At 71.7% G+C, this 26,162-nt stretch carries 21 protein-coding genes; 14 read left to right on the forward strand and 7 right to left on the reverse strand.

Features of this window, described 5'->3' with window-relative positions:
• Positions 1-21 precede the first annotated feature (21 nt).
• On the forward strand, positions 22-1,941 hold the full coding sequence (locus tag ABZO29_RS05940) for a glycosyltransferase family 2 protein (protein WP_367319065.1): 1,920 nt from the start codon (positions 22-24) through the stop codon (positions 1,939-1,941).
• Between the two features lie 4 nt (positions 1,942-1,945).
• On the forward strand, positions 1,946-2,554 hold the full coding sequence (gene rfbC / locus ABZO29_RS05945) for a dTDP-4-dehydrorhamnose 3,5-epimerase (RefSeq protein WP_367319066.1): 609 nt from the start codon (positions 1,946-1,948) through the stop codon (positions 2,552-2,554).
• Here rfbC and ABZO29_RS05950 read toward each other — a convergent pair.
• From ABZO29_RS05950 to ABZO29_RS05970, 5 genes are all read right to left on the reverse strand, one after another.
• Entirely contained in the window at positions 2,544-3,347 is an 804-nt protein-coding gene (locus ABZO29_RS05950; protein ID WP_367319067.1) for a class I SAM-dependent methyltransferase, read from the reverse strand. The genes rfbC and ABZO29_RS05950 overlap by 11 nt on opposite strands.
• The gene (gene rfbD, locus ABZO29_RS05955; RefSeq protein WP_367319068.1) at positions 3,344-4,219 is read right to left on the reverse strand and encodes a dTDP-4-dehydrorhamnose reductase; all 876 of its coding nucleotides are present in this window, start codon (positions 4,217-4,219) and stop codon (positions 3,344-3,346) included. Before rfbD ends, ABZO29_RS05950 begins: the two co-directional genes overlap by 4 nt.
• A complete protein-coding gene (gene rfbB, locus ABZO29_RS05960; RefSeq protein WP_367319069.1) occupies positions 4,216-5,178 on the reverse strand; it encodes a dTDP-glucose 4,6-dehydratase in 963 nt (320 codons plus the stop codon). Before rfbB ends, rfbD begins: the two co-directional genes overlap by 4 nt.
• On the reverse strand, positions 5,175-6,242 hold the full coding sequence (locus ABZO29_RS05965) for a glucose-1-phosphate thymidylyltransferase (protein WP_367319070.1): 1,068 nt from the start codon (positions 6,240-6,242) through the stop codon (positions 5,175-5,177). Before ABZO29_RS05965 ends, rfbB begins: the two co-directional genes overlap by 4 nt.
• Positions 6,243-6,383: 141 nt before the next feature.
• Entirely contained in the window at positions 6,384-8,834 is a 2,451-nt protein-coding gene (locus tag ABZO29_RS05970; RefSeq protein ID WP_367319071.1) for a SpoIIE family protein phosphatase, read from the reverse strand.
• Positions 8,835-9,007: 173 nt separating this feature from the next.
• On the opposite strand from ABZO29_RS05970, the gene ABZO29_RS05975 reads away from it, so the two are divergent.
• On the forward strand, positions 9,008-11,161 hold the full coding sequence (locus ABZO29_RS05975; protein ID WP_367319072.1) for a PP2C family protein-serine/threonine phosphatase: 2,154 nt from the start codon (positions 9,008-9,010) through the stop codon (positions 11,159-11,161).
• 117 nt (positions 11,162-11,278) lie between these two features.
• Here ABZO29_RS05975 and ABZO29_RS05980 read toward each other — a convergent pair whose 3' ends face one another.
• On the reverse strand, positions 11,279-12,697 hold the full coding sequence (locus tag ABZO29_RS05980) for a S1 family peptidase (RefSeq protein ID WP_367319073.1): 1,419 nt from the start codon (positions 12,695-12,697) through the stop codon (positions 11,279-11,281).
• A gap of 198 nt (positions 12,698-12,895) precedes the next feature.
• Here ABZO29_RS05980 and ABZO29_RS05985 point away from each other — a divergent pair, with 198 nt between their 5' ends.
• From ABZO29_RS05985 to ABZO29_RS06020, 8 genes are all read left to right on the forward strand, one after another.
• The gene (locus tag ABZO29_RS05985; protein WP_367319074.1) at positions 12,896-13,309 is read left to right on the forward strand and encodes a PaaI family thioesterase; all 414 of its coding nucleotides are present in this window, start codon (positions 12,896-12,898) and stop codon (positions 13,307-13,309) included.
• Positions 13,310-13,761: 452 nt separating this feature from the next.
• A complete protein-coding gene (locus tag ABZO29_RS05990) occupies positions 13,762-13,977 on the forward strand; it encodes a type A2 lantipeptide (protein WP_367319075.1) in 216 nt (71 codons plus the stop codon).
• 91 nt (positions 13,978-14,068) lie between these two features.
• Positions 14,069-14,875 (forward strand): HlyD family efflux transporter periplasmic adaptor subunit, encoded by an 807-nt coding sequence (locus ABZO29_RS05995; RefSeq protein WP_367319076.1) that lies wholly within the window; start codon positions 14,069-14,071, stop codon positions 14,873-14,875.
• A complete protein-coding gene (locus ABZO29_RS06000; RefSeq protein WP_367319077.1) occupies positions 14,872-17,094 on the forward strand; it encodes an NHLP family bacteriocin export ABC transporter peptidase/permease/ATPase subunit in 2,223 nt (740 codons plus the stop codon). The genes ABZO29_RS05995 and ABZO29_RS06000 overlap by 4 nt, the downstream gene beginning before the upstream one ends.
• Position 17,095: 1 nt before the next feature.
• Complete coding sequence (locus tag ABZO29_RS06005) at positions 17,096-19,912, forward strand: NHLP bacteriocin export ABC transporter permease/ATPase subunit (RefSeq protein WP_367319078.1); 2,817 nt, start codon at positions 17,096-17,098, stop codon at positions 19,910-19,912.
• Positions 19,913-20,036: 124 nt separating this feature from the next.
• Positions 20,037-21,539 (forward strand): MFS transporter, encoded by a 1,503-nt coding sequence (locus tag ABZO29_RS06010; RefSeq protein ID WP_367319079.1) that lies wholly within the window; start codon positions 20,037-20,039, stop codon positions 21,537-21,539.
• Positions 21,540-21,610: 71 nt separating this feature from the next.
• On the forward strand, positions 21,611-22,105 hold the full coding sequence (locus tag ABZO29_RS06015; RefSeq protein WP_367319080.1) for an isoprenylcysteine carboxylmethyltransferase family protein: 495 nt from the start codon (positions 21,611-21,613) through the stop codon (positions 22,103-22,105).
• A gap of 145 nt (positions 22,106-22,250) precedes the next feature.
• Positions 22,251-22,664 carry an STAS domain-containing protein gene (locus tag ABZO29_RS06020; protein WP_367319081.1) on the forward strand — a complete coding sequence of 138 codons (414 nt, stop codon included), beginning with the start codon at positions 22,251-22,253 and terminating at the stop codon, positions 22,662-22,664.
• Between the two features lie 171 nt (positions 22,665-22,835).
• Here the strand turns inward: ABZO29_RS06020 and ABZO29_RS06025 are convergent, their stop codons facing one another.
• Positions 22,836-23,258 (reverse strand): protease inhibitor, encoded by a 423-nt coding sequence (locus tag ABZO29_RS06025; protein WP_367319082.1) that lies wholly within the window; start codon positions 23,256-23,258, stop codon positions 22,836-22,838.
• Between the two features lie 326 nt (positions 23,259-23,584).
• Here ABZO29_RS06025 and ABZO29_RS06030 point away from each other — a divergent pair, with 326 nt between their 5' ends.
• The 3 genes from ABZO29_RS06030 (at position 23,585) to ABZO29_RS06040 (ending at position 26,153) form a co-directional block, all read left to right on the forward strand.
• A complete protein-coding gene (locus tag ABZO29_RS06030; protein ID WP_367319083.1) occupies positions 23,585-24,136 on the forward strand; it encodes a hypothetical protein in 552 nt (183 codons plus the stop codon).
• Between the two features lie 81 nt (positions 24,137-24,217).
• Complete coding sequence (locus tag ABZO29_RS06035; protein ID WP_367319084.1) at positions 24,218-24,913, forward strand: alpha/beta fold hydrolase; 696 nt, start codon at positions 24,218-24,220, stop codon at positions 24,911-24,913.
• Positions 24,914-24,986: 73 nt separating this feature from the next.
• The gene (locus tag ABZO29_RS06040) at positions 24,987-26,153 is read left to right on the forward strand and encodes a lactate 2-monooxygenase (RefSeq protein WP_367319085.1); all 1,167 of its coding nucleotides are present in this window, start codon (positions 24,987-24,989) and stop codon (positions 26,151-26,153) included.
• The last annotated feature ends 9 nt before the right edge of the window (positions 26,154-26,162 follow it).

Raw genomic sequence — 26,162 nt, forward strand, 5'->3', positions numbered from 1 at the left:
AACCGAGGGGGCCAGGAGCCCATGCCGGTCAAGGTCAGCGTCATCGTCCCCGTCTACAACCCCGGGCCCTACATCGAGGACTGCGTCGAGTCCCTGCAGCGGCAGTCACTGAAGCCCGACGAGTACGAAGTGATCTTCGTCGACGACGGCTCCACCGACGACACCCCCGCCCGGCTCGACAAGCTCGCCGCCGAGGACGCGCGGGTGAGCGTCATCCACCAGGAGAACTCCGGCTGGTCGGGCAAGCCGCGCAACGTCGGTATCGCCGCGGCCCGCGGCGAGTACGTCATGTTCGTCGACAACGACGACTACCTGGGTGACGAGGCACTGGAGCGGATGTACGACTACGGCGTGGCCAACGGCGCCGACGTGGTCGTCGGCAAGATGGCCGGCAAGGGCCGCGGCGTTCCGGTGGAGCTGTTCCGCACGAACCGCCCCCGCGCCACCGTCGACGACGCACCGCTGATCGACAGCCTGACCCCGCACAAGATGGTCCGCCGGGAGTTCCTCGAACGCACCGGCCTGCGCTTCCCCGAGGGCCGGCGCCGCCTGGAGGACCACGTCTTCGTCACCGAGGCGTATCTGCGCGCGGACAACGTCTCGGTGCTCAGCGACTACGTCTGCTACTACCACGTGCGCCGGGACGACGACGCCAACGCGGGCTTCCAGCGGTTCGATCCGGCCGGGTACTTCAAGAACCTCCGGGAGGCCCTCGACGTCGTCGAGCGGTTCACCGAGCCCGGCCCGCTGCGCGACAAGCTGTACCGGCGCTGGCTGCGCGTCGAGATGGTCGAGCGGCTGCGGGGGCGGCGCTTCCTCACCCTGCCCGAGGACTACCGCAAACAGCTGTTCGGGGAGATCCACGGGGTCGTGACCGAGCGGTTCGGCCCGGGCGTGGCGGCCCGGCTCGCTCCGACGCAGCGGGTGGTGGCCGCGCTGGTCGCCGCCGACCGCTTCGGCGACGTCGTGGCCTTCGCGGAGTGGGAGGCCGGCCTGGGGCTCAAGGCGGTTCCGGAGACCGTGGAGTGGCGGGACGGGACGCTGCGCATCGGCTTCACCGCCGAGTTCGTCCAGGGCGGCCGGCCACTGGAGTTCCCGGCCGACCGCGTCTCCCCGGGCGGGCCCCCGCTCGACGTCGCCGAGGCACAGGCGTGGGTGTGCGCCGACGCGGTGAACCGCTTCGCCACGGCGACGGCGGATCTGCAACTGCGTGAACGCTCCACCGCGGCCCCGTACTTCCAGCCGGTCGAGGTCACCCGCGAGGCCGTGCCTGCCGGTGACGGCTCCCGGGTGCGGCTCGTGCTGCGCGCGACCGCCACCGTCGACCCGGGCACCGCGGCGAGCGACGCGCCGCTGGGCGACGGCCTGTGGGACGCCTTCGCCCGCGTCCGTCTGGGCGGCTGGACCAAGGAGTGCCGGCTGGGTCCGGCCCCTCGGGCGGGCCTCACCGCCGGTGTCGTCGCGGGCCGCGTGGTCCTGCCGTACCGGACCGAACGGCACGGCAGTCTGGCCCTGGACGTCGGCCTCGCGGACAAACGGCTCGGGCTCGGGCGGCTCGCACCCGGTGACGCGACGGTCGAGGGCGGACGCCTCCGCGCGCGGCTGCCGCTGTACGTCCCCGGCTCCACCGACGTGCTGTTCCGGCTCACCGGCGCCTGCGTCGACCTACCGGCCACGCTGTCCCCCGCGCCGGCCGGAACGCGTGCGCTGCTGGACGCGCCCATCGACCGCCTTCCGTCCGGGACTTGGCGGGCCGCGCTGTGTCTGACCCCGGACGCCGAACGCCGCCGCTTCCGTATCCTGGGTTTCGCCGTGCGCGTCGGGGGCGGGGGCACACGCGTGGTGAGTCCGCCGCGGCCGCCCGTCGTACGGCGGTTGGTGCGCAGGGCGCGTCGGGCGCTCGGCAGGACGGCCCACCGGCTGGGGATACGGAAGGGGTGACGGCATGCGGCCGTTGGACATCGAGGGCGCCTGGGTGCTGGAACCCAAGGTCTTCCCGGACGAGCGCGGCAGCTTCCACGAGTGGTACCGCGGCGAGGAGTTCCGCGAGGCCACCGGCTACGACCTGACGCTCGCCCAGGCCAACTGCTCGGTCTCACGCCGCGGCGTCCTGCGCGGGGTGCACTTCTCCGACGTCCCGCCCGGCCAGGCCAAGTACGTGACCTGTGTGCGCGGCGCGATCCTGGACGTGGTGGTCGACCTGCGCGTCGGCTCGCCCTCGTTCGGCCGGTGGGAGGCGGTGCGGCTCGACGACGCCACCCGGCACGCGGTGTTCCTCGCGGAGGGGCTCGGGCACGCCTTCCTGGCGCTCACCTCCGACGCCACGGTGGTGTACCTGTGCTCGACGGGCTACGCGCCCGAGCGGGAGCACGGTGTCCACCCGCTCGACCCCGAGCTGGGCATCGCCTGGCCCGAGGACGTCCCGCGCCTGCTGTCGCCGAAGGACGAGCAGGCGCCGACGCTGGCCGAGGCGCGGAGCGCGGGGATGCTGCCGTCGTACGAGACCTGCCGCGCGTACTACGAGGAAGTGCGCGAGCGCGGCCTCAGCGGCTGACGCCGACCTGCTCCAGGGCGGACCGCAGGGGCTCCCAGCCGCGGGAGCGCCGGACGCCGAGGCTGCGGGCCCGGACGAGCGGTCGCCAGAAGCCCGCCTCCAGCAACGCCTCCGGCTGCACGGCCCCCGCCCGCTCCAGGATCGCCTCGGGCACCTTCTGCGGATCGGGGACGACGTACTCCGCGACGATCTCCTCGTACTTCTCGCGCAGCACCTTGTTGCGGGGATCGGCGCCGAAGACCACGAGCTGCCCGGTGGGCTGGGTGTCGACCAGGACCGTCACCAGGTCGGGGCGGTAGCGGGCCAGTACCTCCCTCACCTTGAAGACGTCCCCGGTCCACGCGCCGGTGTGCCGGTCGCGGGCCGCCTCGTCCCCGTTGCGCGGCATCATGTCGTCGAAGACGATCACGCTGGTCCAGTCGGAGTGCTTCTCGACGTTGATGAAGTCGCGCAGGGCGTACTCGAACAGGTGCATGCCGTCGATGAAGGACAGGTCGAGGGTGGGGCGACGCCAGTGGCCGAGCGGGTGGCGGCCGCGGCGCAGGTTGCGCAGCGGGTGGCGGCCGCCCTTGAGGTGCATGAGGGGGTTGGCCCGGGCGAAGAAGTCGTCGCTGGTGGCCCGCACCAGGTGGACGTCGCAGCGGATTTCCGAGGTCACCTTGAAGGCGGGGTCGATCGCGATGCTGGGGACGCGGGACAGGCGCAGGCTGCGGCCGTCGTTGACGCCGATCTCCAGGTAGTTGCGGTTCGCGCTGACCTTGTGCAGTTCCCGCAGGAACTCATGGCGTTTCACGAAGGGTTCTCCTTGCGGATCAGGGGCAGTGCCTCGTGGAGTGCGGCGCGCCAGTCGCGCGGTGGGGGCAGGCCGGTCTCCCTCCACCGGCCGTGCGCGAGGACGCTGTACGCGGGGCGGGGTGCGGGGCGCGGGTAGGCGTCGCTGCCGGTGGGGTGCACCCGGTCCGGGTCGGCGCCCACGGCCCGGAACACCTCGCGGGCCAGGTCGAACCAGCTGGCCTCTCCCGAACTGGTGGCGTGGAACACGCCGTTGACGCCGGTTCCGACGAGCGGTCCGAGGTCGGCGAGCCGCGCGGCGACATCGGCGCTCCAGGTGGGCTGTCCTCGCTGGTCGTCGACGACGTCGACGGTGTCCCGGCGTGTCTCCAGGTCGAGCATCGTGCGGACGAAACTGCGGCCGTGGACACCGTAGAGCCACGCGGTGCGTACGACGGCGCTGCGGGCGGGGAGTTCGGTGAGCACTGCCCGCTCCCCGGCGAGTTTGGTGCGGCCGTAGGCGGTGCGCGGGGCGGGCGGGTGGTCCTCCGGGTAGGGCGTCGCGCGGGCTTCGCCGGCGAAGACGTAGTCGGTGGAGACGTGCACCAGGCGCGCCCCACTCCCGGCACAGGTCCGGGCGAGCACCCGCGGTCCCTCACCGTTGATGCGCAGCGCGCGTGCCTCGTCCGTTTCGGCGTCGTCGACGGCCGTGTACGCGGCGCAGTTGACCACCAGGTCGGGACGGTGCTCGGCGAAGGCGCGGCCGACGGCCTCGGGCAGGGTGATGTCCAGGGCCGTGTGGTCCAGGCCCACCACGTCCTCGCCGCGACGGGTCAGCTCCTCGACCGTGTCGCGCCCGAGCATGCCGCCCGCTCCGGTGACCAGCCACCTCATGTGGGCCGCCGTTTCAGAGGCTCCCACCAGGCCCGGTTGTCCCGGTACCAGGCGACGGTGGCGGCGAGGCCGGCCGCGAAGTCGTGGCGCGGGCGGTAGCCGAGTTCGGTGCGGGCCTTGGTCCAGTCGACGCTGTAGCGCAGGTCGTGGCCCTTGCGGTCCTGGACGTGCTCCACTCGCTCCCAGTCGGCCCCGCAGGCCTCGAGCAGCAGCACGGTGAGTTCTCTGTTGCTCAGCTCGGTGCCGCCGCCGATGTTGTACACCTCGCCGGGCCGGCCCTGGGTGCGCACGAGGTCGACGCCGTGGCAGTGGTCCTCGACGTGCAGCCAGTCGCGGACGTTGCGTCCGTCGCCGTACAGCGGGACCTTCTCGCCGTCGAGAAGGTTGGTGACGAACAGCGGGACGACCTTCTCGGGGAACTGGCGCGGGCCGTAGTTGTTGGAGCAGCGGGTGACGCGCACGTCGAGGCCGTGTGTGCGGTGATACGCGAGGGCGAGCAGGTCGGAGGAGGCCTTGGAGGCGGAGTACGGGGAGTTGGGCCGCAGCGGGTGGTCCTCGGGCCAGGAGCCCGACTCGATGGAGCCGTAGACCTCGTCGGTGGAGACGTGCACGAAGGGGCCCGTCCCGTGGCGCAGGGCCGCGTCGAGGAGCGTCTGGGTGCCCAGCACGTTGGTGCGGACGAACTCGCCGGCCCCCTCGATCGAGCGGTCCACATGGGACTCGGCCGCGAAGTGCACCACCTGGTCGGCGTCCGCCATCAGCTTGTCGACGAGAGCGGCGTCGCAGATGTCGCCGTGGACGAACTCCAGCCGCGGGTCCTCCAGCGGCAGGTTGTCGGCGCTGCCGGCGTAGGTGAGCTTGTCCAGCACCGTGACACGCGGTGCCGCCTGCTCGGCGAGCAGCATGCGGACGTAGGTCGAGCCGATGAAACCGGCCGCACCGGTGACGAGCACGTTCATGAATGGATCTGCACCTTGCTGTGGTCTCCGAGGACGAGTCGGTGGGCACTGGGCACGCCGGGCGCGGGGGTGACCTCGACGTGCCGGCCGATCAGCGAGTTCTCGATCCGGCCCACCCCGTGGATCGAGGAGTCCCGCAGCACGATGGAGAACTCCAGCTCGCTGTCGGTGATCAGGCAGTTCTGCGCGATGGAGGTGAACGGGCCGACGTAGGAGTCGCGGACCTCCGTGCCGGACCCGATCACGACGGGCCCGACGACACGGGAGTTGACGACGCGTGCGCCCTTCTCCACGACCACCCGTCCGACCGTCTCGGACGCACCGTCCACGTCACCGTCGATCCGCCGTTCGACGCCCTCCAGGACCGTCCGGTTGACCTCGAGCATGTCGCCGACGTTCCCGGTGTCCTTCCAGTAGCCCTTGATGATCGTGGAGCGCACGTCGGCACCGGTGTCGATCAGGTGCTGTATGGCGTGGGTGATCTCCAACTCGCCCCGCCAGGACGGCTCGATGGCGCGGACTGCCTCGTGGATCACCGGCGTGAACAGGTACACCCCGACCAGGGCGAGGTCGCTCTTGGGCTGCCGGGGCTTCTCCTCCAGGCCGACGACCTGCCCGGCGCCGTCGAGTTCGGCGACGCCGAAGGCGCGGGGGTCGGCCACCCGGGTGAGCAGGATCTGCGCGTCGGGCCGGGTCCTGCGGAACTCGTCGACGAGGTCGCGGATGCCGCCGACGATGAAGTTGTCGCCGAGGTACATCACGAAGTCGTCGTCGCCGAGGTACTCCCGCGCGATCAGCACCGCATGGGCGAGGCCGAGGGGTCTGTCCTGCGGGATGTAGGTGATGTCGAGGCCGAAGTCCGCCCCGTCGCCGACGGCTTCGCGGATTTCCGCGGCGGTGTCTCCGACGACCACTCCGACCTCGGTGATGCCGGCCGCGGCGATGGATTCCAGCCCGTAGAAAAGCACGGCCTTGTTGGCCACCGGCACGAGTTGCTTGGCCGAAGTGTGCGTGATCGGCCTCAACCGCGTACCGGCGCCGCCGGACAGCACGAGAGCCTTCATCTGCTTCACCCTAGCCCTGATTGTCCGGGACGGAACCGTCGCCGGAATCGCTCGTTCGATACGACCTTCCAGTGACGCGGCGGTCACGGCAACCCGGCGGCGGGACCGCCACCGGGTTACGGCAGCGGAACCGGAAGACCTTCACCTGCCCAGGGCGAGCTCGCTCCACACCTGCTTTCCGCCGCTGACCGGCACTGTCCCCCAGGCCTCCGACACGGCCTCCACCAGGAGAATGCCGCGGCCGCCGGTGGCCTCCCAGCCGATGTCGGTCGGCTTGACGGGCGTGCGGGGCGAGGAGTCGAACACAGAGACGCGCATCCGTTGGTCGATCAGGGTGAGGTCGAGGCGGATCCGGCCGTCCGTGTGGACGAGGGCGTTGGTGACGAGTTCGGAGACGACCAGCAGGACGGCGTCCACGTCGTCCGCGGCCACACCCCAGGAGCGCAGGGTGCGCCGGGTGAAGCGGCGGGCGTGCCGGGCAGCCTCCGGGACGCGCCACACCGTCCAGCTGTCGCGCAGGGGGCGCACGGCCATGCCGTCGTAGCGCATGAGAAGCAGCGCCACGTCGTCGCTGCGGTGGGCGCTGCCGAGCAGCGCGTCGGCGACGGGCCCCAGGTGGGCGGGGTCGGACGCGGCCAGTTCGTCGGCGAGCCGGTCCAGGCCCTCGTCGATGTCGGCCCCGGGCGACTCGACGAGACCGTCGGTGGTGAGGGCGACCACGGTGCCGGGGCGCAGGCGGAGCTGGCTCATCGGGAAGTCGGCCTGCTTCAGCACGCCGAGCGGCGGGCCGCCGTCCGCCTCGGCGATCTCGGTGACTCCGTCGGGGTGACGCAGGACCGGCGGCAGATGCCCCGCCCGGACGCACCACGCCGAGCCCTCCTCCATGTCCACGTCGACGTAGCAGCAGGTCGCGAAGAGATCGATCTCCAGGTCCATGAGCAGCCGGTTGGCGTGCGAGACCACCACGTCCGGGGGGTGTCCCTCGGCGGCGTAGGCGCGCAGGGCCGTGCGCATCTGGCCCATCAGGGTGGCGGCGGCCGCGCTGTGGCCCTGGACGTCGCCGATGACGAGGGCGACGTGGTTGTCGGGCAGCGGGATCACGTCGTACCAGTCGCCGCCGACCTCCAGACCTGCCGTGGTGGGCAGGTAGCGGGCGACGGCGACCGCGCCGGGCAGCCTGGGCAGGCGGCGCGGCAGCAGCTGGCGCTGCAGCATGCCGACGAGCTCGTGCTCGGCGTCGAAGGCGTGCGCGCGCATCAGGGCCTGGCCCGCGAGACCGGCGGAGGCGGTGAGCAGTGCGCGTTCGTCGGGGCTGAAGTCGTGCGGGGAGTCCCAGCCGATGAGACAGGCACCGGTCATGCGGTTCCCGGCGGGCAGTGGCAGGACGGCGAGGCCACCGGGGCCGACCTCGGCGAGGGCCGGTTCGAGTTCGGTGCCGGCCGGCCAGATCTGGGTCCGGCCCTCGCGCAGGGCGGTGGCGAGGGTGGGCATGGCGCGCACGGGCGCGTCGGGCCACTCGCCGCGCCACTCCAGCTGCCACAGCTCGGGCCACGACTCCGGTTCGGGCGGGTCCAGGACGGTGACGACGAGCCGCTCGTTCTCCAGCTCGGCGAGCGCGATGCGGTCGGCCCGCAGCGGCTTGCGGAGGGCCGCGACCACGGCCTGGCTGACGTCGCGGACGGTGCCCGCGGTCGCCAGGGCGGCCGCCAGCCGCTGGACGCGGGCCACGTCGGTGACGTCGGAGCGCAGCGTGGAGGCGTCGGCGACCGTGCCCACGAGCCGTGCCGGGTGGCCCTCGCCGCCGGCCAGCAGGCGGCCGCGCAGCCGGAGCCACTTCGGCGGGCCTTCGGGCTGCAGAACCCGGAACTCCAGTTCGCGGTCGCCGATGGACATGTGGTCGGCCTCGACGACGGACATCAGCGAGGGCAGGTCCTCCGGGACGGTGAGGCCCAGCAGGGTCTCGACCTTGCCGTCGAAGTCGGGCCGGGCGAGACCGAACAGCTCCAGGATGTCGTCGCCGACCTCGACGCGGCCGGTGTCCATGGCGAGGCTGAAGGCGTTCGACAGGAGCTCCTCCCCGACGGCGGGCTCGGCCGGGACGGGGCAGGCGACGGCCTCGGCGATCAGCTCGAGGCAGGCACGGTCCTCGGTGTCGAAGCCGTCGGGGCTCTCGCTCACGGCGAGCAGGCAGCCGCCGCGGGCGTCGTCGCCGCGCACGGCCAGGGCCGCCAGGAAGACGTCTCGGGACGCCATCCGCCGTGATTCGGCGGAGTCGGCGAGTTCCTCGGGGTCGAGCCACACCGACTGCCCGGTGCGGTGGGCGCGGGCCGCCGGGGACCGCCCGGCGACGGCGTAGCTGTCGCGCAGGCCGTACAGACTCCTCGGCACGCCGACCGCCTCGACCAGGTACAGCAGGTCGTTGTCGTCTCCTGGCGTGTACACGGCGGCGACCGACGCACCTGCGAAGACGAGCGCCTGTTCGAGGGTGCGGCGCGTCCGCTCGTATGAGCCGAGATCGGCCGCGAGCGTTTTGAGGGCAACTTCGGCACGCAGCGTTCTCGATCGGCGTCCCGTATTGCCCTCACTGACCACGTCGGTATTACAGCGCTTATGGGACGCATTCGCAGCCCCTGTGACCGTTCCGCGGGCGAGGCCCGCGGAACGGTCACAGGGCGCGCCGCGCGGCGTGCGGCGCGCTCGCCGTGCGCGAGCGGCCTTCAGGGGGCAGATTTGATCCCTGGGGACCCGCGCGGCCGGGCGAGGAGGTGGTCGGCGTGTCCGAGGGGCAGCCGTCACGGCAGGCGCCGGCGGCCGACAGGACCCCGGTCGGCCTGCCCCTGCTGTCGCTGACGCTCACCACGATGATGGACGCCGTCCACGCGCACTCCGGTGCCGTGTACCTGTCCGCGGCGGACGAGCCCGTGCTCGAGATGGCCGTGATGGCCGGCCTGCCCCGCGCCTTCGCGGCGCCGTGGGAGCGCGTGGGGCTCAGCGCGCCGATCCCCGTCGCCGAGGCGGCCCGCGAGCGGCGGCTGGTGTGGGTCGGGGGCGAGGAGGACATGGCACGCCGTTATCCGCGCATCGCCGTGGTGCTGCCCTATCCGTTCGCGCTGGCCGCGGTGCCCGTGGCGACCGCCACCACCGTGTACGGCGCCGTCTTCGTGACCTGGCCCGGCTCGCATCCGCCCGACCTCTCCGACCAGGAGCGGGAGCAGCTGACCACGGCCTGCGACCGGCTCGCGCTGCGCCTGGAGCGCGCCACGGCGGAGGACCGCCCACTGCGCCCGGAGCCGGATCTGCTCGGCGCCCCGGCCGCGGGCGGTGTGGCCGGCACGCTCGGTTCCGTCGAGGCGGCCCGGATGGTCGCCCGGCTGCCGTACGGGCTGTGCTCGCTCGATCTGAACGGGCGGGTCGCCTTCGCCAACGCGGCGGCGGCCGAACTGCTCGGCGCGCCGGCCGGGCAGCTGCTCGGCACCCAGCTGTGGGCGTCGGTCCCCTGGCTCAACGACCCGATGTACGAGGACCGCTACCGGGCCGCGCTGATCAGCCAGCACGTCACGTCGTTCGTCGCGCTGCGCCCGCCCGGCGAGTGGCTGTCGTTCCGCCTGTATCCGAGCACGACGGGGCTGAGCGTCCGCATCAGCAGGGCGCGGGCCGTCGCGGAGATGAGCCGGGCCGCACCGCAGTCCGGCGACACGCCGTCCCGGCTGGTCACCATCTCCCAGGTGCTGAGTCTGGCCGGGGCGCTCACCGAGGCGGTGGGCGTGCAGGACGTGGTGCAGCTGGTCGCGGAGGAGCTCGCCCCGGCGCTGGGCAGCCAGGCGCTGGTCCTGCTCGGTTCTCGGGCGGGCCGGCTGCACGTGCTGGGGCAGCGGGGGTACCCGGACCCGCACTTCGTGGAACGCTTCGACGGGATGCCGCTGAGCGAACCGACCCCGGGGGCGCACGTCCTCAGCAGCGGGGTGCCGGCGTTCTTCGAGTCGCGGCATCAGCTCGAGCGCCTGTATCCGACCGCGCGGGTCACTCCGGACGGCTTCGCAGCCTGGGCGTACCTGCCGCTGATCGCCTCCGGGCGGCCCGTGGGCACATGCGTGCTGGCGTACGCCGAGCCGCACTCCTTCCCCGCCGACGAGCGGGCGGTGCTGACCAGCCTCGGCGGGCTGATCGCCCAGGCCCTGGACCGCGCGCTGCTCTACGACGCCAAGCACCAGCTCGCGCACGGGCTGCAGGAGGCCCTGCTGCCGCACTCGCTGCCGGTCCTGCCCGGCATCGAGGCGGCCGCCCGCTATCTCCCGGCCACGCGGGGGATGGAGATCGGCGGCGACTTCTACGACCTGGTGCCCACACGTCCGTGGGCGGCTGCCGTGATCGGGGACGTACAGGGGCACAACGTGACCGCGGCCGGGCTGATGGGGCAGATCCGCACCGCCGTACGGGCGTACACGACGGTGGGTCAGGAACCGTGGGAGGTGATGCGCAGCACCAACCGGCTGCTCATCGACCTCGGTGCCGATCTGTTCGCCAGCTGTCTGTACCTGCGGCTCGATCCGAGCTGGGGGCGTGCGGTGATGGCCCGGGCCGGGCACCCGCCGCCGCTGCTGCGCCGACCCGACGGCCAGGTGCGGGTACTCGATCGCGCGGGCGGACCGCTCCTGGGCATCGACGGCTCCGCCCGGTATCCCACGACGGAGGTCGAGTTCACGCCGGGGTGTGTCCTCGCCCTCTACACCGACGGGTTGATCGAGGCCCCGGGAGTCGACATCGAGGACGCGGTCGCCGACCTCGGCCTGCGGCTCGCCGAAGCCGGGGACCAGCCGCTCGACCAGCTGGCCGACGGTCTCGTACGGCACTACGCCGCCGCGGAGGAGCGGATCGACGACGTGGCGCTGCTGCTGTTGCGGGCACGGGCGGACCGCTGACGGGGCCTCGGCGGGGCAGGGCGGTGGACCCCGGGGAACAGGACGGTCCGGCCCTCCGGTGGGATGGAGGGCCGGACCGTGTTCCACCTGCCGGCCGGAACCGCTGGTGCGGCCGAATCAGGGGGTCTGCGTCAGCCCGGTGCCGTCCTCGGCGCCCGCGCCGGACTGATCGTGGCCCGCACCGGCACCGTCGCCGGCACCGGCTTCCTCACCGCCTGCTTCCTGGCCGGCTTCCTCACCGCCTGCTTCCTGGCCGGCTTCCTCACCGCCGGCCTCCTGGCCGCCTTCCTGACCGCCGGCTTCCTGACCGCCGGCTTCCTGACCGCCGACCGCCTCGCCACCGGCACCGGCCTCCTCGCCGCCCGCCTGGTCACCGGCGCCGGCCTCCCCGCCGCCCGCCTGGTCACCGGCACCGGCGCCCGCGTCGCCGAGGGTGGCGCCGACCGCCGCCAGAGCGGTGGTGACCGGCTGGAAGAAGGTCTCGCCGCCGACCTGGCAGTCACCGCTGCCGCCGGAGGTCAGGCCGATCGCGCTGCCGTCCTGGGTGAACAGCGAGCCGCCGCTGTCGCCGGGCTCGGCGCAGACGTTCGTCTGGATGAGCCCCGTGACGGTGCCCTCCGGGTAGTTGACCGTGGCGTCGAGTCCGAGGACCTGACCGTCTGCCAGGCCGGTGGTGCTGCCCATCCGGAAGACCTGCTGACCGACCGTCGCCTCTGCGGCCTGGGCGATCTGGACGGTCTGCCCGTTGCCGACGTTGACCTCGCTCGGCGCCTGGGTGTTCGCGTCGTCGTACTTCACGAGCGCGAAGTCTCCGTCGCCCGGGAAGGTGGCCTGGTCGACCGTGGCGATGGGCTGGCCGTCCTGGGAGTCCGACCACTGCTCGGCCGCGACCCCGCAGTGACCGGCCGTCAGGAAGGCCGGGCTGCCGTCGCCCGCGGTGACGTTGAAACCGAGGGAACAGCGCGCGCCGCCGCCGAAGATGGCGTCACCGCCCGACACGAACGTCTTGAAGGTACCGGCGGACTTCTTGATGGTGGCCATGCCCGAGCCGAGGCTCTCGACGGTCGACTCCAGCTGGTTCCACTTGTTGCCGGTGACCGTGCTGTCGGCGGTGACCAGAAGCTTGTTCGTTCTGGGGTCGATCGCCCACGAGGTGCCCGGGATGGTGGCCTCGGCCTTCAGCGTCTGCGCGCCGGCCTTCAGCTCGGAGAGGCTGTTGTCGACCTTGCGTACGGCCGCGCCCGCCTTCTTCACCTGGATGATCGTGTTGTTGTCGCCGTTGACCACGTTGACGACGAGCTGCTGCTTGTCGCTGTCGTAGTAGGAACCGGCGAAGGCGTCGCCGAGCAGGTCCGCGAGCTGCGAGGCGAGATCCGAGGCGTCCGTCGCCTTGAGGGTCCTGGGGGCCGCGCCGGCGTCCGACGCGCCGTCCTGGGAGGCGTTGGCGTTGGGGAGCAGCAGTGCCGCCGCTCCGAGGGCCGCCACACTGCCCGCCGCTATCGCGGCCTTGCGCTTCGGAATTCGCTTGTGACTCAAACTTCTCGACCTCCTGGGGGGACGGGGTCTTTGCTGCCTGTCGACAGCCCGTACAGCGGCGCCTGGATGGCTGTAGGTACGCACGGGGCTCGTGGTGCGTTCAATTCCGTTTGCCAACTTCCTTTGCGAAACACCGAATCGGCCCTTGCCCGGCCGTGGCACGGGCATCACCGGCGTGCGTCGGGAACAATCCCCCATATGACGATGACCACCGCCGAAGCCGACAAGATCCTCGCCGACAACTTCGCCCCTTGGGTCCTTGAGCTGGGCCTGTCCGTCCAGGCCTTGGCAGACGACCGCGCGACCCTGCGTCTTCCCTGGTCGCAGCGGCTGGCCCGGGAGGGCGGGGCGCTCTCGGGGCAGGCCCTGATGGCCGCCGCCGACACGGCGACCGTGATCGCGGTCTCGGCGGCCCGCGGCGCCTATGTGCCGATGACGACCGTGCAGCAGTCCACGTCCTTCCAGCGTGCGGTGACCGGTTCGGATGTCCTGATCGAATCGGTGATCACCAAGCTGGGCCGGCGGACGGCGTTCGCCGACATCCTCATGACCGACGCGCGTTCGGGTGAGCTGGCGGCCCGGGCGAGCACGGTCTACGCCCTCCTGGGCTGACACGGTCCGCGACCGGCCGGCGACCGTCCGTCCCGGACGGGGAGCGGAATCGCGGCTTCAGTGAATCTGCACATCGATTGCCCAACCAAGTCACCGGCGCTGGCGGATCTGCACAAGTCCGCGGCGCCGGTGGCGTCTTTGGGGCGGGAGTGTCGGTTTCCTCTCCGCACCCGCAAGGGCCGGTGTGAGCCGATGCCGTGACGCGTGTGAAGAAGTCGCCAGCACGGCGTGCGCGCGCCTGCACGGAATGGTGCCTCTGGAGCTCAAGTGCCCTGGTAGGGAAGGTGGTTGATTGGATGCGCGGGCCACAACCTGCTTTGATCCATCGCACCGCGGGAGCCGCACACGGCTCCCGGAAACGGGCGCCCGGCGCCCGCGGTCGCGGCCGTCCATCTGTCCCCCAGAGGGGCCGCTCCCCCTTGTGAGATATCCATATGAAGGGAAGTTCCATCATGAACTCCACCCCCCAGGTTGAGACCGTCGAGATCTCCGACGCCGAGCTCGACCACGTCTCCGGCGGCCTGTCCGTGAACGCCCTCGGCACCGTCACCGGCCTGGTGGACGGCGTCGCCCCGGTTTCCGGCGCGGTCGACACGGTCGTCGGCACCCTCGAGGGTGTCACCGGCCTGAACACCGCCCCGGCCGCGAACCTCGTCGCCGGTCTCTGACCACACCGCGTGCCGCTGAGTCCCGGAGCCGCTTTCCCGGCTCCGGGGCTCTCGGATGTCCCGAAACTCTCCGACAGGTGAGGGAAGTTCCGTGCAGTTCCGCCAACAGGCCCTCGCCAAGCTGCAGTCGCCCGAAGAGCTCGACCTGCCGGTGCGTTTCGCCCGGCCACAGGGCTGGCTCGTGCTGTCGGTGACGGTGGTCGCGATGGCGGCCGCCTCGGTGTGGGCGGTGAGCGGCTCGGTCGCCTCCACGGTCAGCGCGCCTGCCGTCCTCACCCACGGCGAGGGAAGTTACATCCTGCAGAGCCCCGCCGGGGGCCAGGTGACCGCGATCCTCGCGAAGGAGGGCGAGCGGCTGGCGGCCGGCTCCCCCGTCCTGAAGGTCCGTACGAGCGAGGGCGACACCGTGGTCCGGACGCTCGCCGCCGGCCAAATCACCGCACTCGCCGCCACGATCGGCCAGATCATCCAGACCGGCGCGAACGTCGCCGCCGTCGAGAAGGTCGCCCACCCCGGCGACCCGCTGTACGCGACGGTGTACGTCCCGGCGGAGAACGCCTCCTCCATCCCCGCGAACGCGGCCGTGGACCTGAGCGTGCAGACGGTGCCGGCTCAGCGGTACGGCGTACTGCGCGGCCATGTGAAGTCGATCGACCGGACCGCCCAGTCGGCACAGCAGATCTCCGCGTTCCTCGGTGACGGCCGGCTGGGCGAGCAGTTCACGAAGAAGGGCCGGCCGGTCGCCGTGCTGGTCCGCCTGGACAAGTCGTCGTCGACGAAGAGCGGTTACGAGTGGTCGTCGGCCGACGGACCGCCGTACGCCCTGACCTCCATGACCGAGGCCACGGGTTCGATCCGGCTGGCCGATCAGCGTCCCGTCGATTGGCTGCTCCCGTGACCACCGCACAGCAGACCCGGGGCAGGCGCCGCGCCGCGCCGCCCGGGCGCTCCGTCCCCAAGGGCCGGGGGAAGACCGTCCGTACGCCCACCGTGCTCCAGATGGAGGCCGTGGAGTGCGGCGCCGCCTCCCTGGCGATGGTGCTCGGCCACTACGGCCGGCATGTCCCGCTGGAGGAGCTGCGCATCGCCTGCGGTGTCTCGCGGGACGGTTCACGGGCGAGCAACCTGCTGAAGGCGGCACGCAGTTACGGCCTCACGGCCAAGGGCATGCAGATGGACCTGTCCGCCCTGGCCGAGGTGAAGGCACCGGCGATCCTCTTCTGGGAGTTCAACCACTACGTCGTCTACGACGGCATGGGGCGCCGCTTCGGCCGCCGCGGGGTGTTCGTCAACGATCCCGGCAAGGGGCGCCGCTTCGTGCCGATGGAGGACTTCGACGGCAGCTTCACCGGTGTCGTGCTGGTGATGGAGCCGGGCGACGGCTTCGAGACGGGCGGGCGCCGGCCCGGGGTGCTGGGCGCGATGCCCGCCCGGCTGCGCGGCACGGCGGGCACCATGCCGGCCGCCGTGCTGGCGAGTCTGCTGCTGGTCGCGGTCGGCGCGGCGGTGCCCGCGCTCAGCCGCACCTACATCGACACGTTCCTGATCGGAGGTCAGACCTCGCTGCTGGGCGTGCTGTTCGCGTCCATGGCCGGGTGTGTCGTCCTGACCATGGTGCTGACGTGGCTGCAGCAGGCGAACCTGCACCACGGCCGCATCATCTCCTCCACGCTCTCCAGCGCCCGCTTCCTGCGCCATCTGCTGCGGCTGCCGGTCACCTTCTTCTCCCAGCGCAGCCCGGCCGATCTGGTGCAGCGCCTCCAGTCGAACGACGCGGTCGCAGAGACCCTGGCCCGCGACCTCGCCGCGGCGGGCGTGGACGCGGTGGTCGTCGTCCTGTACGCCGTGCTCCTCTATACCTACGACCCGCAGCTGACGTTCGTGGGCATCGGCGTGGCGCTGCTCAACATCGTCGCGATGCGGGTGGTCGTACGGCTGCGCGCGACCCGTACGGCGAAGCTGCGCGCGGACAGCGCCCGGCTCACCAACACGGCGTACACCGGGCTGCAGTTGATCGAGACGATGAAGGCGACCGGTGGCGAGGACGGCTACTTCCGCAAGTGGGCGGGGCAGCACGCCACCACGCTCGAGGAGCAGCAGCGGCTCGGGGTGCCGAGCGCCTGGCTGGGCGTGGTCGCGCCGACGCTGGCGTCGCTGAACAGCGCGCTGATCCTGTGGATCGGCGGGATCCGGGCGATCGAAGGCCATGTCTCGGTCGGTCTGCTGGTCGCCTTCCAGGCGCTGGTGACCCGCTTCACCGCCCCGCTGACCCGGCTCAACGGCGTCGCGGGCCGCATCCAGGACTTCGCGGCCGACGTGGCCCGTCTGAAGGACGTGGAGAACTTCCGGGCGGACCCCCTCTACGATCGCTCCGGTGGCGCCGACTCCACCCGCCGTCTGCACGGTCACGTCGAACTGGAGAACATCGCCTTCGGGTACAGCCCGCTGGACAAGCCGCTGCTGTCCGGTTTCGACCTGACGGTCGGGCCGGGACAGCAGGTGGCGCTGGTCGGCGGCTCCGGCAGCGGCAAGTCGACGGTCTCCCGGCTGATCTCGGGCCTGTACACGCCCTGGGAGGGCGTGATCCGGATCGACGGGCAGCGGTTGGAGGACATTCCGCGGGGTGCCCTCGCCGCCTCCGTCTCCTTCGTCGACCAGGAGGTGTTCCTCTTCGAGGGCACGGTCCGCGACAACGTGGCGCTGTGGGATCCCTCCGTCCCGGACGAGACGGTGGTGGAGGCACTGCGGGACGCGGCCCTGTACGACGTGGTCGTACGTCGCCCGGGCGGCATCCACAGCCGGGTGGAGCAGGACGGGCGGAACTTCTCCGGCGGGCAGCGTCAACGCCTGGAGATCGCGAGGGCGTTGGTGCGCCGGCCCAGCATCCTCGTCCTCGACGAGGTGACCAGCGCGCTCGACGCCGAGACCGAGCTGGTCGTGATGGACAACCTGCGCCGGCGTGGGTGCGCCTGCGTGGTGATCGCACACCGGCTGAGCACCGTGCGCGACAGCGACGAGATCGTCGTACTCCAGCACGGCACGATCGTGGAGCGCGGGCGGCACGCGGAGCTGGTGGCGCGTGGCGGCGCGTACGCGGCGCTGGTCAGGGAGCGTTGAGATGACGACCGTCGGCGAGGGGGACCTCGTTCTCGGCGCACTGGGATCGCTGGGCAGCCGGATCGACTGTGCGGGCTTCAACCGGCTCGACCTGGAGGGCCCACAGGTGCTGTGGCTGGTCGCGGCCGGTGCGGTCGACCTGTTCGCTGTCGGCGCCGAGCAGCAGGGCCACTGGCACCACCTCGGCCGGCTGGAGGCGGGTTCGCTGCTGCTCGGCCCCGTGGCCGGACCCCGGCACACGCTGGTCGCCCGCCCGTTGCGGGACTGCGTGGTGCACCGGATCGGCCTGCGCGAGCTGTACCAGCCGGCCCACACCCAGACCTGGTCCTACGACGAGTACGGCAACCCCCGGTACGTACCGCCGACGACGAGTCCGCTGGAGTACGCCCTCGCCCTCGGAGTGGGCCGCAGCCTGTCCGTCCTGTTCCAGGCCCCCATGGCGACCGAGCGGGCCGCCGACTTGACCGACGACGACGTCTTCTGGATGCAGGTGCCGCCCGGCAGCGTCCAGTACGGCTCGCTGTACGGCGCGGAGGCCGCCGCCGACCTGCTGATGGACCCGGCGGTGTGGCAGAGCATGGTCGACCAGCAGTACCGGCTGCTGACCACGCTGGACCGCTGGATCGAGCAGCTGGAACGCACCCACGAGACCCGGACGGCCGCCGGTATCAAGGCCGGTGAGGCGGTCCGTGCGCAGGCCGACCGGACGCTGATGGCGGCCATCGGCAGGCGGTCCGCGAAGCGCACGACGGCCGCCGACGCGGACGCCACGTATGCCGCCTGCAAACTGGTCGCCCGCGCGGCCGGGATCACTCTGGCCGGGCCCGCGCAGAGCGGCACCGGCGGCGATCGCCTCGACCCGGTCGAGCAGGTGGCCCTCGCCTCGCGCGTACGCACCCGGGCCGTACGTCTCGACGGCCGCTGGTGGCGCGACGACGTGGGTCCGCTGGTCGGTCACCGGGCCCTGTCCGGGGCGCCGGTCGCGCTGCTGTGGCGACGGGGCGGGTATGTCGCCGTCCACCCGTCGACCGGCCGGGAGACACCGATCGAGAGCGCCAACGCGGAGGAGTTCGAGCCGCGCGCGGTGATGTTCTACCGTCCGCTGCCGGAGCGGCGGCTCAGTCCGCTCCGGCTGCTGCGGTTCACCCTGCGGGGCGCCCGCGGCGACCTGGCCAACCTGCTGCTCAGCGGGCTGGTGACGGTGGCGATCGGCGCGCTGGTGCCGGTCGCGACGGGCAAGGTGCTCGGTGAGTACGTGCCGAAGGCGCAGCAGGGACTGATCGTGCAGGTGTGTCTGGCCGTGATGGTCGGCAGCCTCGTGGCGGCCGCCTTCACACTGATGCAGAACCTCACCGTCCTGCGCCTCGAGGGCCGCATCGAGGCGACGCTCCAACCGGCCGTGTGGGACCGGCTGTTGCGCCTGCCGACGAGGTTCTTCGCCGAACGCTCCACCGGAGAGCTCGCGAGTGCGGCCATGGGCATCAGCGCGATCCGCAGGCTGTTCGCGGGCATCGGCCCCTCGGTGGCCCAGGCCGTCACCGTCGGCGCGATGAACCTGGGGCTGCTGCTCTGGTACAGCGTCTCCATGGCGATGGCGGCGATCGGCATGCTGATCGTGATCGCGGCCGTGTTCCTGGGGCTCGGGCTGTGGCAGGTGCGCTGGCAGCGGCGCCTGGTGGTCCTCGGCAACAAGCTGAACAACCAGGCGTTCCAGACCCTGCGCGGTCTGCCGAAACTGAGGGTCGCGGCGGCCGAGAACTACGCGTACGCGGCCTGGGCCTCGGAGTTCGCGCGCAGCCGTGAGCTGCAGCAGCGGCTCGGCCGGATCAAGAACCTCAACACGGTGCTGGGTGCGGTGTATCTGCCGCTGTGCTCCCTGCTGATGTTCATGCTGCTGGCCGGCCCGGCGCGCGGCACGCTGTCGGCGGCCGACTTCCTCACCTTCAACACGTCGGTGACGATGCTGCTCACCTCGGTCACCCAGCTGACCGGCGCGTTCGTCTCCGCGGTGGCGGCGCTGCCGCTGTTCGAGGAGATCAAGCCGGTGCTGGAGGCGACACCGGAGGTGCGCGCGGCCAGCACCCGGCCGGGTCCGCTGTCGGGCGCGGTCGAGGCCCGCCGCCTGTCCTTCCGCTACTCCGACGACGGCCCGCTCGTGCTCGACGACGTCTCCTTCGAGGTGAGGCCGGGTGAGTTCGTGGCGGTCGTCGGTCCCAGCGGCTGCGGCAAGTCGACGCTGCTGAGGCTGCTCATCGGCTTCGACCGGCCGCTCTTTGGCAGTGTGCTGTACGACGGGCAGGATCTGGCGGCCCTCGACCAGTCGGCCGTACGCAGGCAGTGCGGGGTCGTGCTGCAGCACGCCCAGCCGTTCACCGGCTCCCTCCTGGACGTCATCTGCGGCACCGAGGCGTACACGCCGGAGGAGGCGATGGCGGCCGCGGAGATGGCGGGGCTCGCCGAGGACATCAGGCGGATGCCGATGGGCCTGCACACGATCGTCTCGGGCAGCGGGTCGGTCTCCGGCGGCCAGCGTCAGCGCCTGATGATCGCCCAGGCCCTCATCCGCCGCCCGCGCATCCTGTTCTTCGACGAGGCGACCAGCGCGCTCGACAACGAGACACAGCGCACGGTCATCGAGAGCACCCGCAAGCTCAACGCCACTCGCATCGTCATCGCACACCGCCTGTCGACGGTCATGGACGCCGACCGCGTCATCGTCATGGAGAACGGCAAGATCGCCCAGCAGGGGCCGCCCGCCCAGCTGCTCGCGGACACGGGCGGGCGACTGCACGAGCTGGTGCGGCGGCAGATGACCTGAGTGCCGGACCCGACACCACCGCCCTTAACGAAACGTTGCCGTTTCGTCGACGATGGTCTAGCCTCGCCGTGTACGAAACCGTTTCGTTCAAGAAGCGGCACGACTTTCCCTGGAGTGGTCCCCGATGCCTCAGAAGACCTTGACCGACGACACCCATGCGGGTGCCACGGAGGCGCCGCCGGCGGCTTCCGCGAAGCGGTGGTGGATCCTCGCGGTCGTCGCCGTCGCGCAGCTGATGGTGGTGCTGGACGCCACCATCGTGAACATCGCCCTCCCCTCGGCCCAGGCCGACCTCGGGTTCTCCGACGGCAACCGGCAGTGGATCGTCACGGCGTACGCACTCGCGTTCGCCTCCCTGCTCCTGCTCGGCGGACGCATAGCCGACCTCTTCGGCCGCAAGACCGCCTTCCTCGTCGGCGTGCTCGGTTTCGCCGCCGTCTCCGCACTCGGCGGTGCCGCGACCAACTTCGAGATGCTGGTCACCGCGCGCGCCCTGCAGGGCGCCTTCGGCGCACTCCTCGCGCCCGCCGCGCTCTCGCTGCTCAACACGACCTTCACCGACGCCCGGGAGCGGGCGCGGGCGTTCAGCGTGTACGGCGCCATCGCCGGTGCCGGCGGTGCGGTGGGTCTGCTGCTCGGCGGCATCCTCACCGACGCGCTCGACTGGCGCTGGACGCTGTACGTCAACGTGGCCATCGCCGTCGTCGCCCTCGTCGGCGGCTGGCTGCTGCTCAGCAACCACCGCGACGCCGCGAACTCCAAGCTGGACGTACCCGGCACGATCCTCGTCGCGTCCGGTCTCTTCGCGCTCGTGTACGGCTTCTCCAACGCCGAGACCCACGACTGGGGCTCGGCGCTGACCTGGGGCTTCCTGATCGCCGGCGGTCTGCTCCTGGCGGCCTTCACCTGGTGGCAGACCCGGGCCGCACACCCGCTGCTGCCGCTGCGCATCCTGCTCGACCGCAACCGCGCGGCCTCGTTCCTCGCGGTGCTGATCTCCGGCGCGGGCATCTTCGGCGTCTTCCTCTTCCTCACCTACTACCTGCAGCTGAACCTGGGCTTCAGTCCGACGAAGACGGGCGTGGCGTTCCTGCCGATGGTCGGCGCGCTGATGGTGGCGGCGCAGCTCGGCACCACTGCCCTCGTGCCGCGGATCGGGCCGAAGGCGGTCATCCCGCTGGGCTTCGCGATCGCCGCCGTCGGCATGGCCTGGCTGACCGGCATCGGGGTCGGCTCGGACTACGTCAGCTCCGTGCTGCCGCAGCTGGTCGTGATCGGCCTGGGCCTCGGCCTGGTGATGCCGCCCGCCATGCAGCTGGCCACCGGCGGGGTGGCGGCCGAGGACGCGGGTGTCGCCTCGGCGACGGTCAACGCCATGCAGCAGGTGGGCGGTTCGATCGGTACGGCACTGCTGAACACGCTGGCCGCGAGCGCCGCGACCGACTACCTGGCCGGCCGGGACGCCACCAGCAAGCTGGTGCAGGCACAGGCGACCATCGAGAGCTACACCACCGCCTTCTGGTGGTCGGCGGGCTTCTTCACCGCCGGTGCGCTGATCGCCTTCCTGCTGTTCCGCCGCGGGGTGCCGCAGCAGGACGCGAATGCCGCGCAGGTCGTCCACATGTGAACCGCCCATGCCGGAGAGGGGCTGCCGTCCGCAGGGAGACGGCAGCCCGTCTTCGCTGTCATGGTGACGGTATGCGCAAGGCGTCGGCGGCACTCGGCACATCGCTGTTCCTCGCGCTCGCCCCGGGGACCGTGGTCGTCCTGCTGCCTTGGTGGCTGACCGGGTGGCGGGCCGGTGACTGGTGGCTGCCCGCACGCCTTCTGGGACTGGTGCCGCTGACGGCCGGAGCAGTGGTCCTGCTGTCCGCGTACGTCCGGTTCGTGATCGAGGGCCTCGGCACCCCGGCACCGGTGGCACCGCCCGAACACCTGGTGGTGGGCGGGCTGTACCGGTACGTGCGCAACCCGATGTACGTCGCGGTGGTCGCGGCGATCGCCGGCCAGGGCGTGCTGCTCGCCCGGCCGGTCCTGCTGGTGTACGGCGGATGCGCCGGGTCGGCGATGTGGGCGTTCGCGAAGTGGTACGAGGAGCCTGCCCTGACCCGCCGTTTCGGCACCGACTACGAGCGCTACAGGCAGGCGGTGCCGGGATGGTGGCCGCGGCTCACTCCGTGGCGCGGCGGGTGAAACCGACCTCGGAAAAGTCAATCGCCCAAACCGAAATTCACCGGGTCGAGTGAACTAGATCTTGCGGACGGCTCCGCAGGGGTGTCACCCGCCGCGTCGGGGTAGCACCGGGATCAAATGCGCCCCGTGGCGAGGTGGAGCGGACATGACGCCGGAAGCCGACAACCGTGCTCCTGAACCGTCCGCCGTCACGGGTGCGCCAGTCAACGGATCCGGGTCGCCGTCCGCGAATCCGTACGCCCGCACCCGCGTGAGCGGCGCGTTCACGGTGATCGAGGCCACGGGCGAGATCGACGTGGCGACGGCGGGGTTCCTCGGGGAGCACCTGGACGCGGCGACCGCGGGAGCGGCGCCGGACGTCCTGGTCGATCTGCGGTACGTGGACTTCTTCGACTGCTCGGGGCTGCGCGTGCTGTGCCGGGCCGGGACGCGGGCCGTCGAGCGCGGGGGGCGAGTGCGCGTCGTCTCCGTCCAACCGCGCATCCGCAAGCTGCTCGGCGCCGCGGGACTGCTCGGCCGCTTCCCGCCGCTCCCCGCGATTCCCGGAGAACGGGATTGATCGTGGGACTGGAACGGCCCCGGGGCGGGAATGACCCCAGGGGCCGGCGGGCGGCCCCACTCCGCCCGGCCGGCCCCTGGGTACGAGATCACAGGGCCCCGCGTCACTGACCCGCACTCCCCACCTGCGAGCCGCTTGCGGCGCTCACGGGGACCGTGCGATCCCGGTCCCTCAGAACGTGAAGACGCTGCTCTCCTGGGCGTTCTTCACGCACTCGTTGGCGAAGGTGCGCTCGTAGGAGACGCGCTTGCCCTGCCAGACGCCGTCCACGGTGACGACGACGGGGTCGTACTGCTTGGTGCACCACACGTCGCTTCTCGTCCCCAGCGCGTCGAAGTCCCCGCCGGTGCCGCGCAGTTCGGCGCAGGCCCGGGAGACGGCCGGGTGCGTGCCGGAGGCCGTCGGCGCACAGGACAGGGTCACCGCGCGGGCCGGAGTGAAGGTGGCCGCGCTGTCGCCGTGACCCACGGTCAGGACCAGCGCGGACGGGGCGTAGAGCGAGGCAGGGGCGGCGAGCGCGGCCCCGGTCAGGGGCCCGCAGACAGTGGTGGCCGCAAGGCCGAGAGTCGCTGCCCAGCGCGCGGTGTTCCGCATTGTGTGCATCCTTCCGCTCGGGAATGAGGGTTGTGCCGGGTCCGGCTCGGTCGGTGCCGGAGCGGCGAGCGCGAGTCTGCCGAGTCCGCCGCCGAAACTCACCTCGACCCCACGCGTTTCAGTAACCTTGCGTGTTGAATCAGTGGCGTGAAGTTACGGAATTCGATCGTTTCAAGACCGACAGCAAGCGGTTCTTGATCCCCCGGATCGGCCGGATGGCCGGATTTCACCTGCTCGTTAATCGTCCTGAAACATTCCGCTTCCGCTCTCGGCGGACTCTCCCCCAACCCCTTGTGTTCATGTCCGAGTCGAGTAATCGTCATTACATGATTACTAGCGAGCAGCAAGAGAAGCTTCGCGGCTGGTTCGCAGGCCGGCTGCCGGACGACCTCTTCGAGGAGCTGACCGAGGTGACGGTCGACCGCGAGGAGATCACCGTGATCGGCCGGATCCCCGAACCCCGCCTCACCGAGGACGCGCCGGCCGCCGAGCGGGAGGCTGCCCTCGAGGGCCGGATGCAGGAGTTCCGGGAGCGCACCCGGGAGGCCCGGATCGGGGTGGCCCGCGAGGCCGAACACCGGTTCCGCCGGAAGGTCTCCTGGGGGGTGGAGTGCGGCGGGCGGCGCGCGCTGTTCACGCACGTGGCCGCGCCCGTCATGACACGACTGCGCCAGCCCGAGCGCCAGGTCCTCGACACCCTGATCGCCGGGGGCGTGGCCCGCAGCCGCAGTGACGCCCTGGCCTGGTGCGTCCGGCTGGTCCAGCGCCACACCGACGACTGGCTCACCGAGCTGCGGGAGTCCCTCGCGCATGTCCAGCGGGTGCGGGCCCAGGGCCCGGACGCCGAGCCGCAGGACGCGCCCGCCGACGAGGGCTGAGCGACGGAGGTGACCGACTCATCCGGCACAGACCCGAACTGACGGCCCGTCACTGTCAGACCTCTCCGCTACGTTGCGGGCATGACTCGATTCGTACTCGTGGCAGGCACATGGCTCGGAGCGTGGGCATGGGACGAGGTGACGGCCGAACTGCGCGCGGCCGGGCACGACGTCCATCCGCTGACGCTGTCCGGCCTCGCCGAGAGGCAAGGTGCGCCCGCCGGACAGCAGACGCACGTGCAGGACATCGTCGACGAGGTCGAGCGGCTCGATCTGCGGGACGTGGTCCTGGTCGGGCACAGCTACGCCGGCGTCCCGGTCGGCCAGGCCGCCGAGCGGATCGGCGACCGGCTGCGACGTGTGGTGTACGTCGACGCGAATGTTCCCTTCGACGGGGAGTCGTTCCTGTCGGGCTGGCCGAGCGACCACGTGCGCGCGTCGATCGAGAACCACGACGGCTTCTGGCCGCCCCTGGACGCCGACGACTACGCGGGCCAGGGACTCACCGACGAGCAGATGTCCCGCATCGTCTCTGCCGGGACTCCGCACCCGGGCTCCACGCTCACCGAACCGGCGGTGCTGAAGGGTTCGCCCGGCGACCTGCCGTCGACGTACGTCAAGTGCCTGCTCGACGGGGACGAACCGGCGCCCGCCGTGGCAGAGCTGCTCAAGAACGAGCGCTGGGAACTGGTGGAGCTGGACACCGGCCACTGGCCGATGTTCTCGCAGCCGCGTGAACTGGCACGGATCCTGGGCGAATCGGCGGTGTCCCCCTGAGTCTCCGCCCGACGTACCGGCCGGTATCGTCAGCCTGCGGACGCGGGCTCGACGACGAGAGGCGGGACGTACGGTGGCCAAGCACTGGGCGGACTTCCAGTACGAGATCTACCTGAACGGGATGTCGGGCGCGGTGCCCCGCCTGCCCACCGATCTGACCCGGCTGGAGGAGCTCACCGAGCGGCGGCTCGGCCCCGGCCCGGTCGGCTATGTGGCGGGCAGCGCGGGCGACGGCAGCACGGCGCGGGCAAACCGGGCGGCGCTGGAGCGCCGGAGGATCGTGCCGCGCATGCTGCGGGACGTGCACGAGCGTGATCTGTCGGTCGAGGTGCTCGGCCGCTCGCTGCCCGCCCCGCTGGCCCTGGCACCGGTCGGCGTGCTGTCGATCATGCATCCGGACGCCGAGTCCGCCGCGGCCCGGGCCGCCGCCGCGCAGGGCGTGCCGTACATCCTGTCCTCGGCGTCCAGCACACCGATCGAGCAGGTCGCGGAGGTGATGGGCGACGCCGAGCGCTGGTTCCAGCTGTACTGGTCCAAGGACCGCGAGGTGACGCGGAGCTTCCTGAGCCGGGCCAGGGCATCCGGGTTCACCGTGCTCGTCGTCACCCTGGACACACCGCTCCTGGCCTGGCGTCCGCGCGATCTCGACCAGGCGTATCTGCCGTTCCTGCACGGCGTGGGCACCGCCAACTACTTCTCGGACCCGGCCTTCCGGGCGGGCCTGGCCAAGCCCGTGCACGAGGATCCGAACGCGGCCGTGCTGCACTTCGTCGGTCTGTTCGCGGACCCCGGCAAGACCTGGCCCGACCTGGCGTTCCTGCGGGAGAACTGGGACGGCCCGATCGTGCTGAAGGGCATCCTGCACCCGGACGACGCCCGCCTGGCAGCCGACGCCGGCATGGACGGTGTGGTGGTCTCCAACCACGGCGGCCGTCAGGTCGCCGGGTCGGTCGCGGCGGCCGACGCGCTCCCCCGGGTGGCCCGGGCGGTCGGCGACCGGCTCACGGTCCTGTTCGACAGCGGCATCCGCACCGGCGACGACGTCTTCAAGGCGCTCGCGCTCGGTGCGCGGGCGGTGCTCGTGGGCCGGCCGTACGTCTATGGCCTCGGCCTCGACGGACAGGCCGGTGTCGAGCACGTGATCCGCTGTCTGCTCGCCGAGTTCGACCTCACGCTCGCCCTGTCCGGTCACGCCGGTCCGGCCACGGTCGGCGCCGCGGATCTCCTGGAGGAGGACTGATCCGCGGAC

Source organism: Streptomyces sp. HUAS ZL42 (genome assembly GCF_040782645.1).
GTDB lineage: Bacteria > Actinomycetota > Actinomycetes > Streptomycetales > Streptomycetaceae > Streptomyces.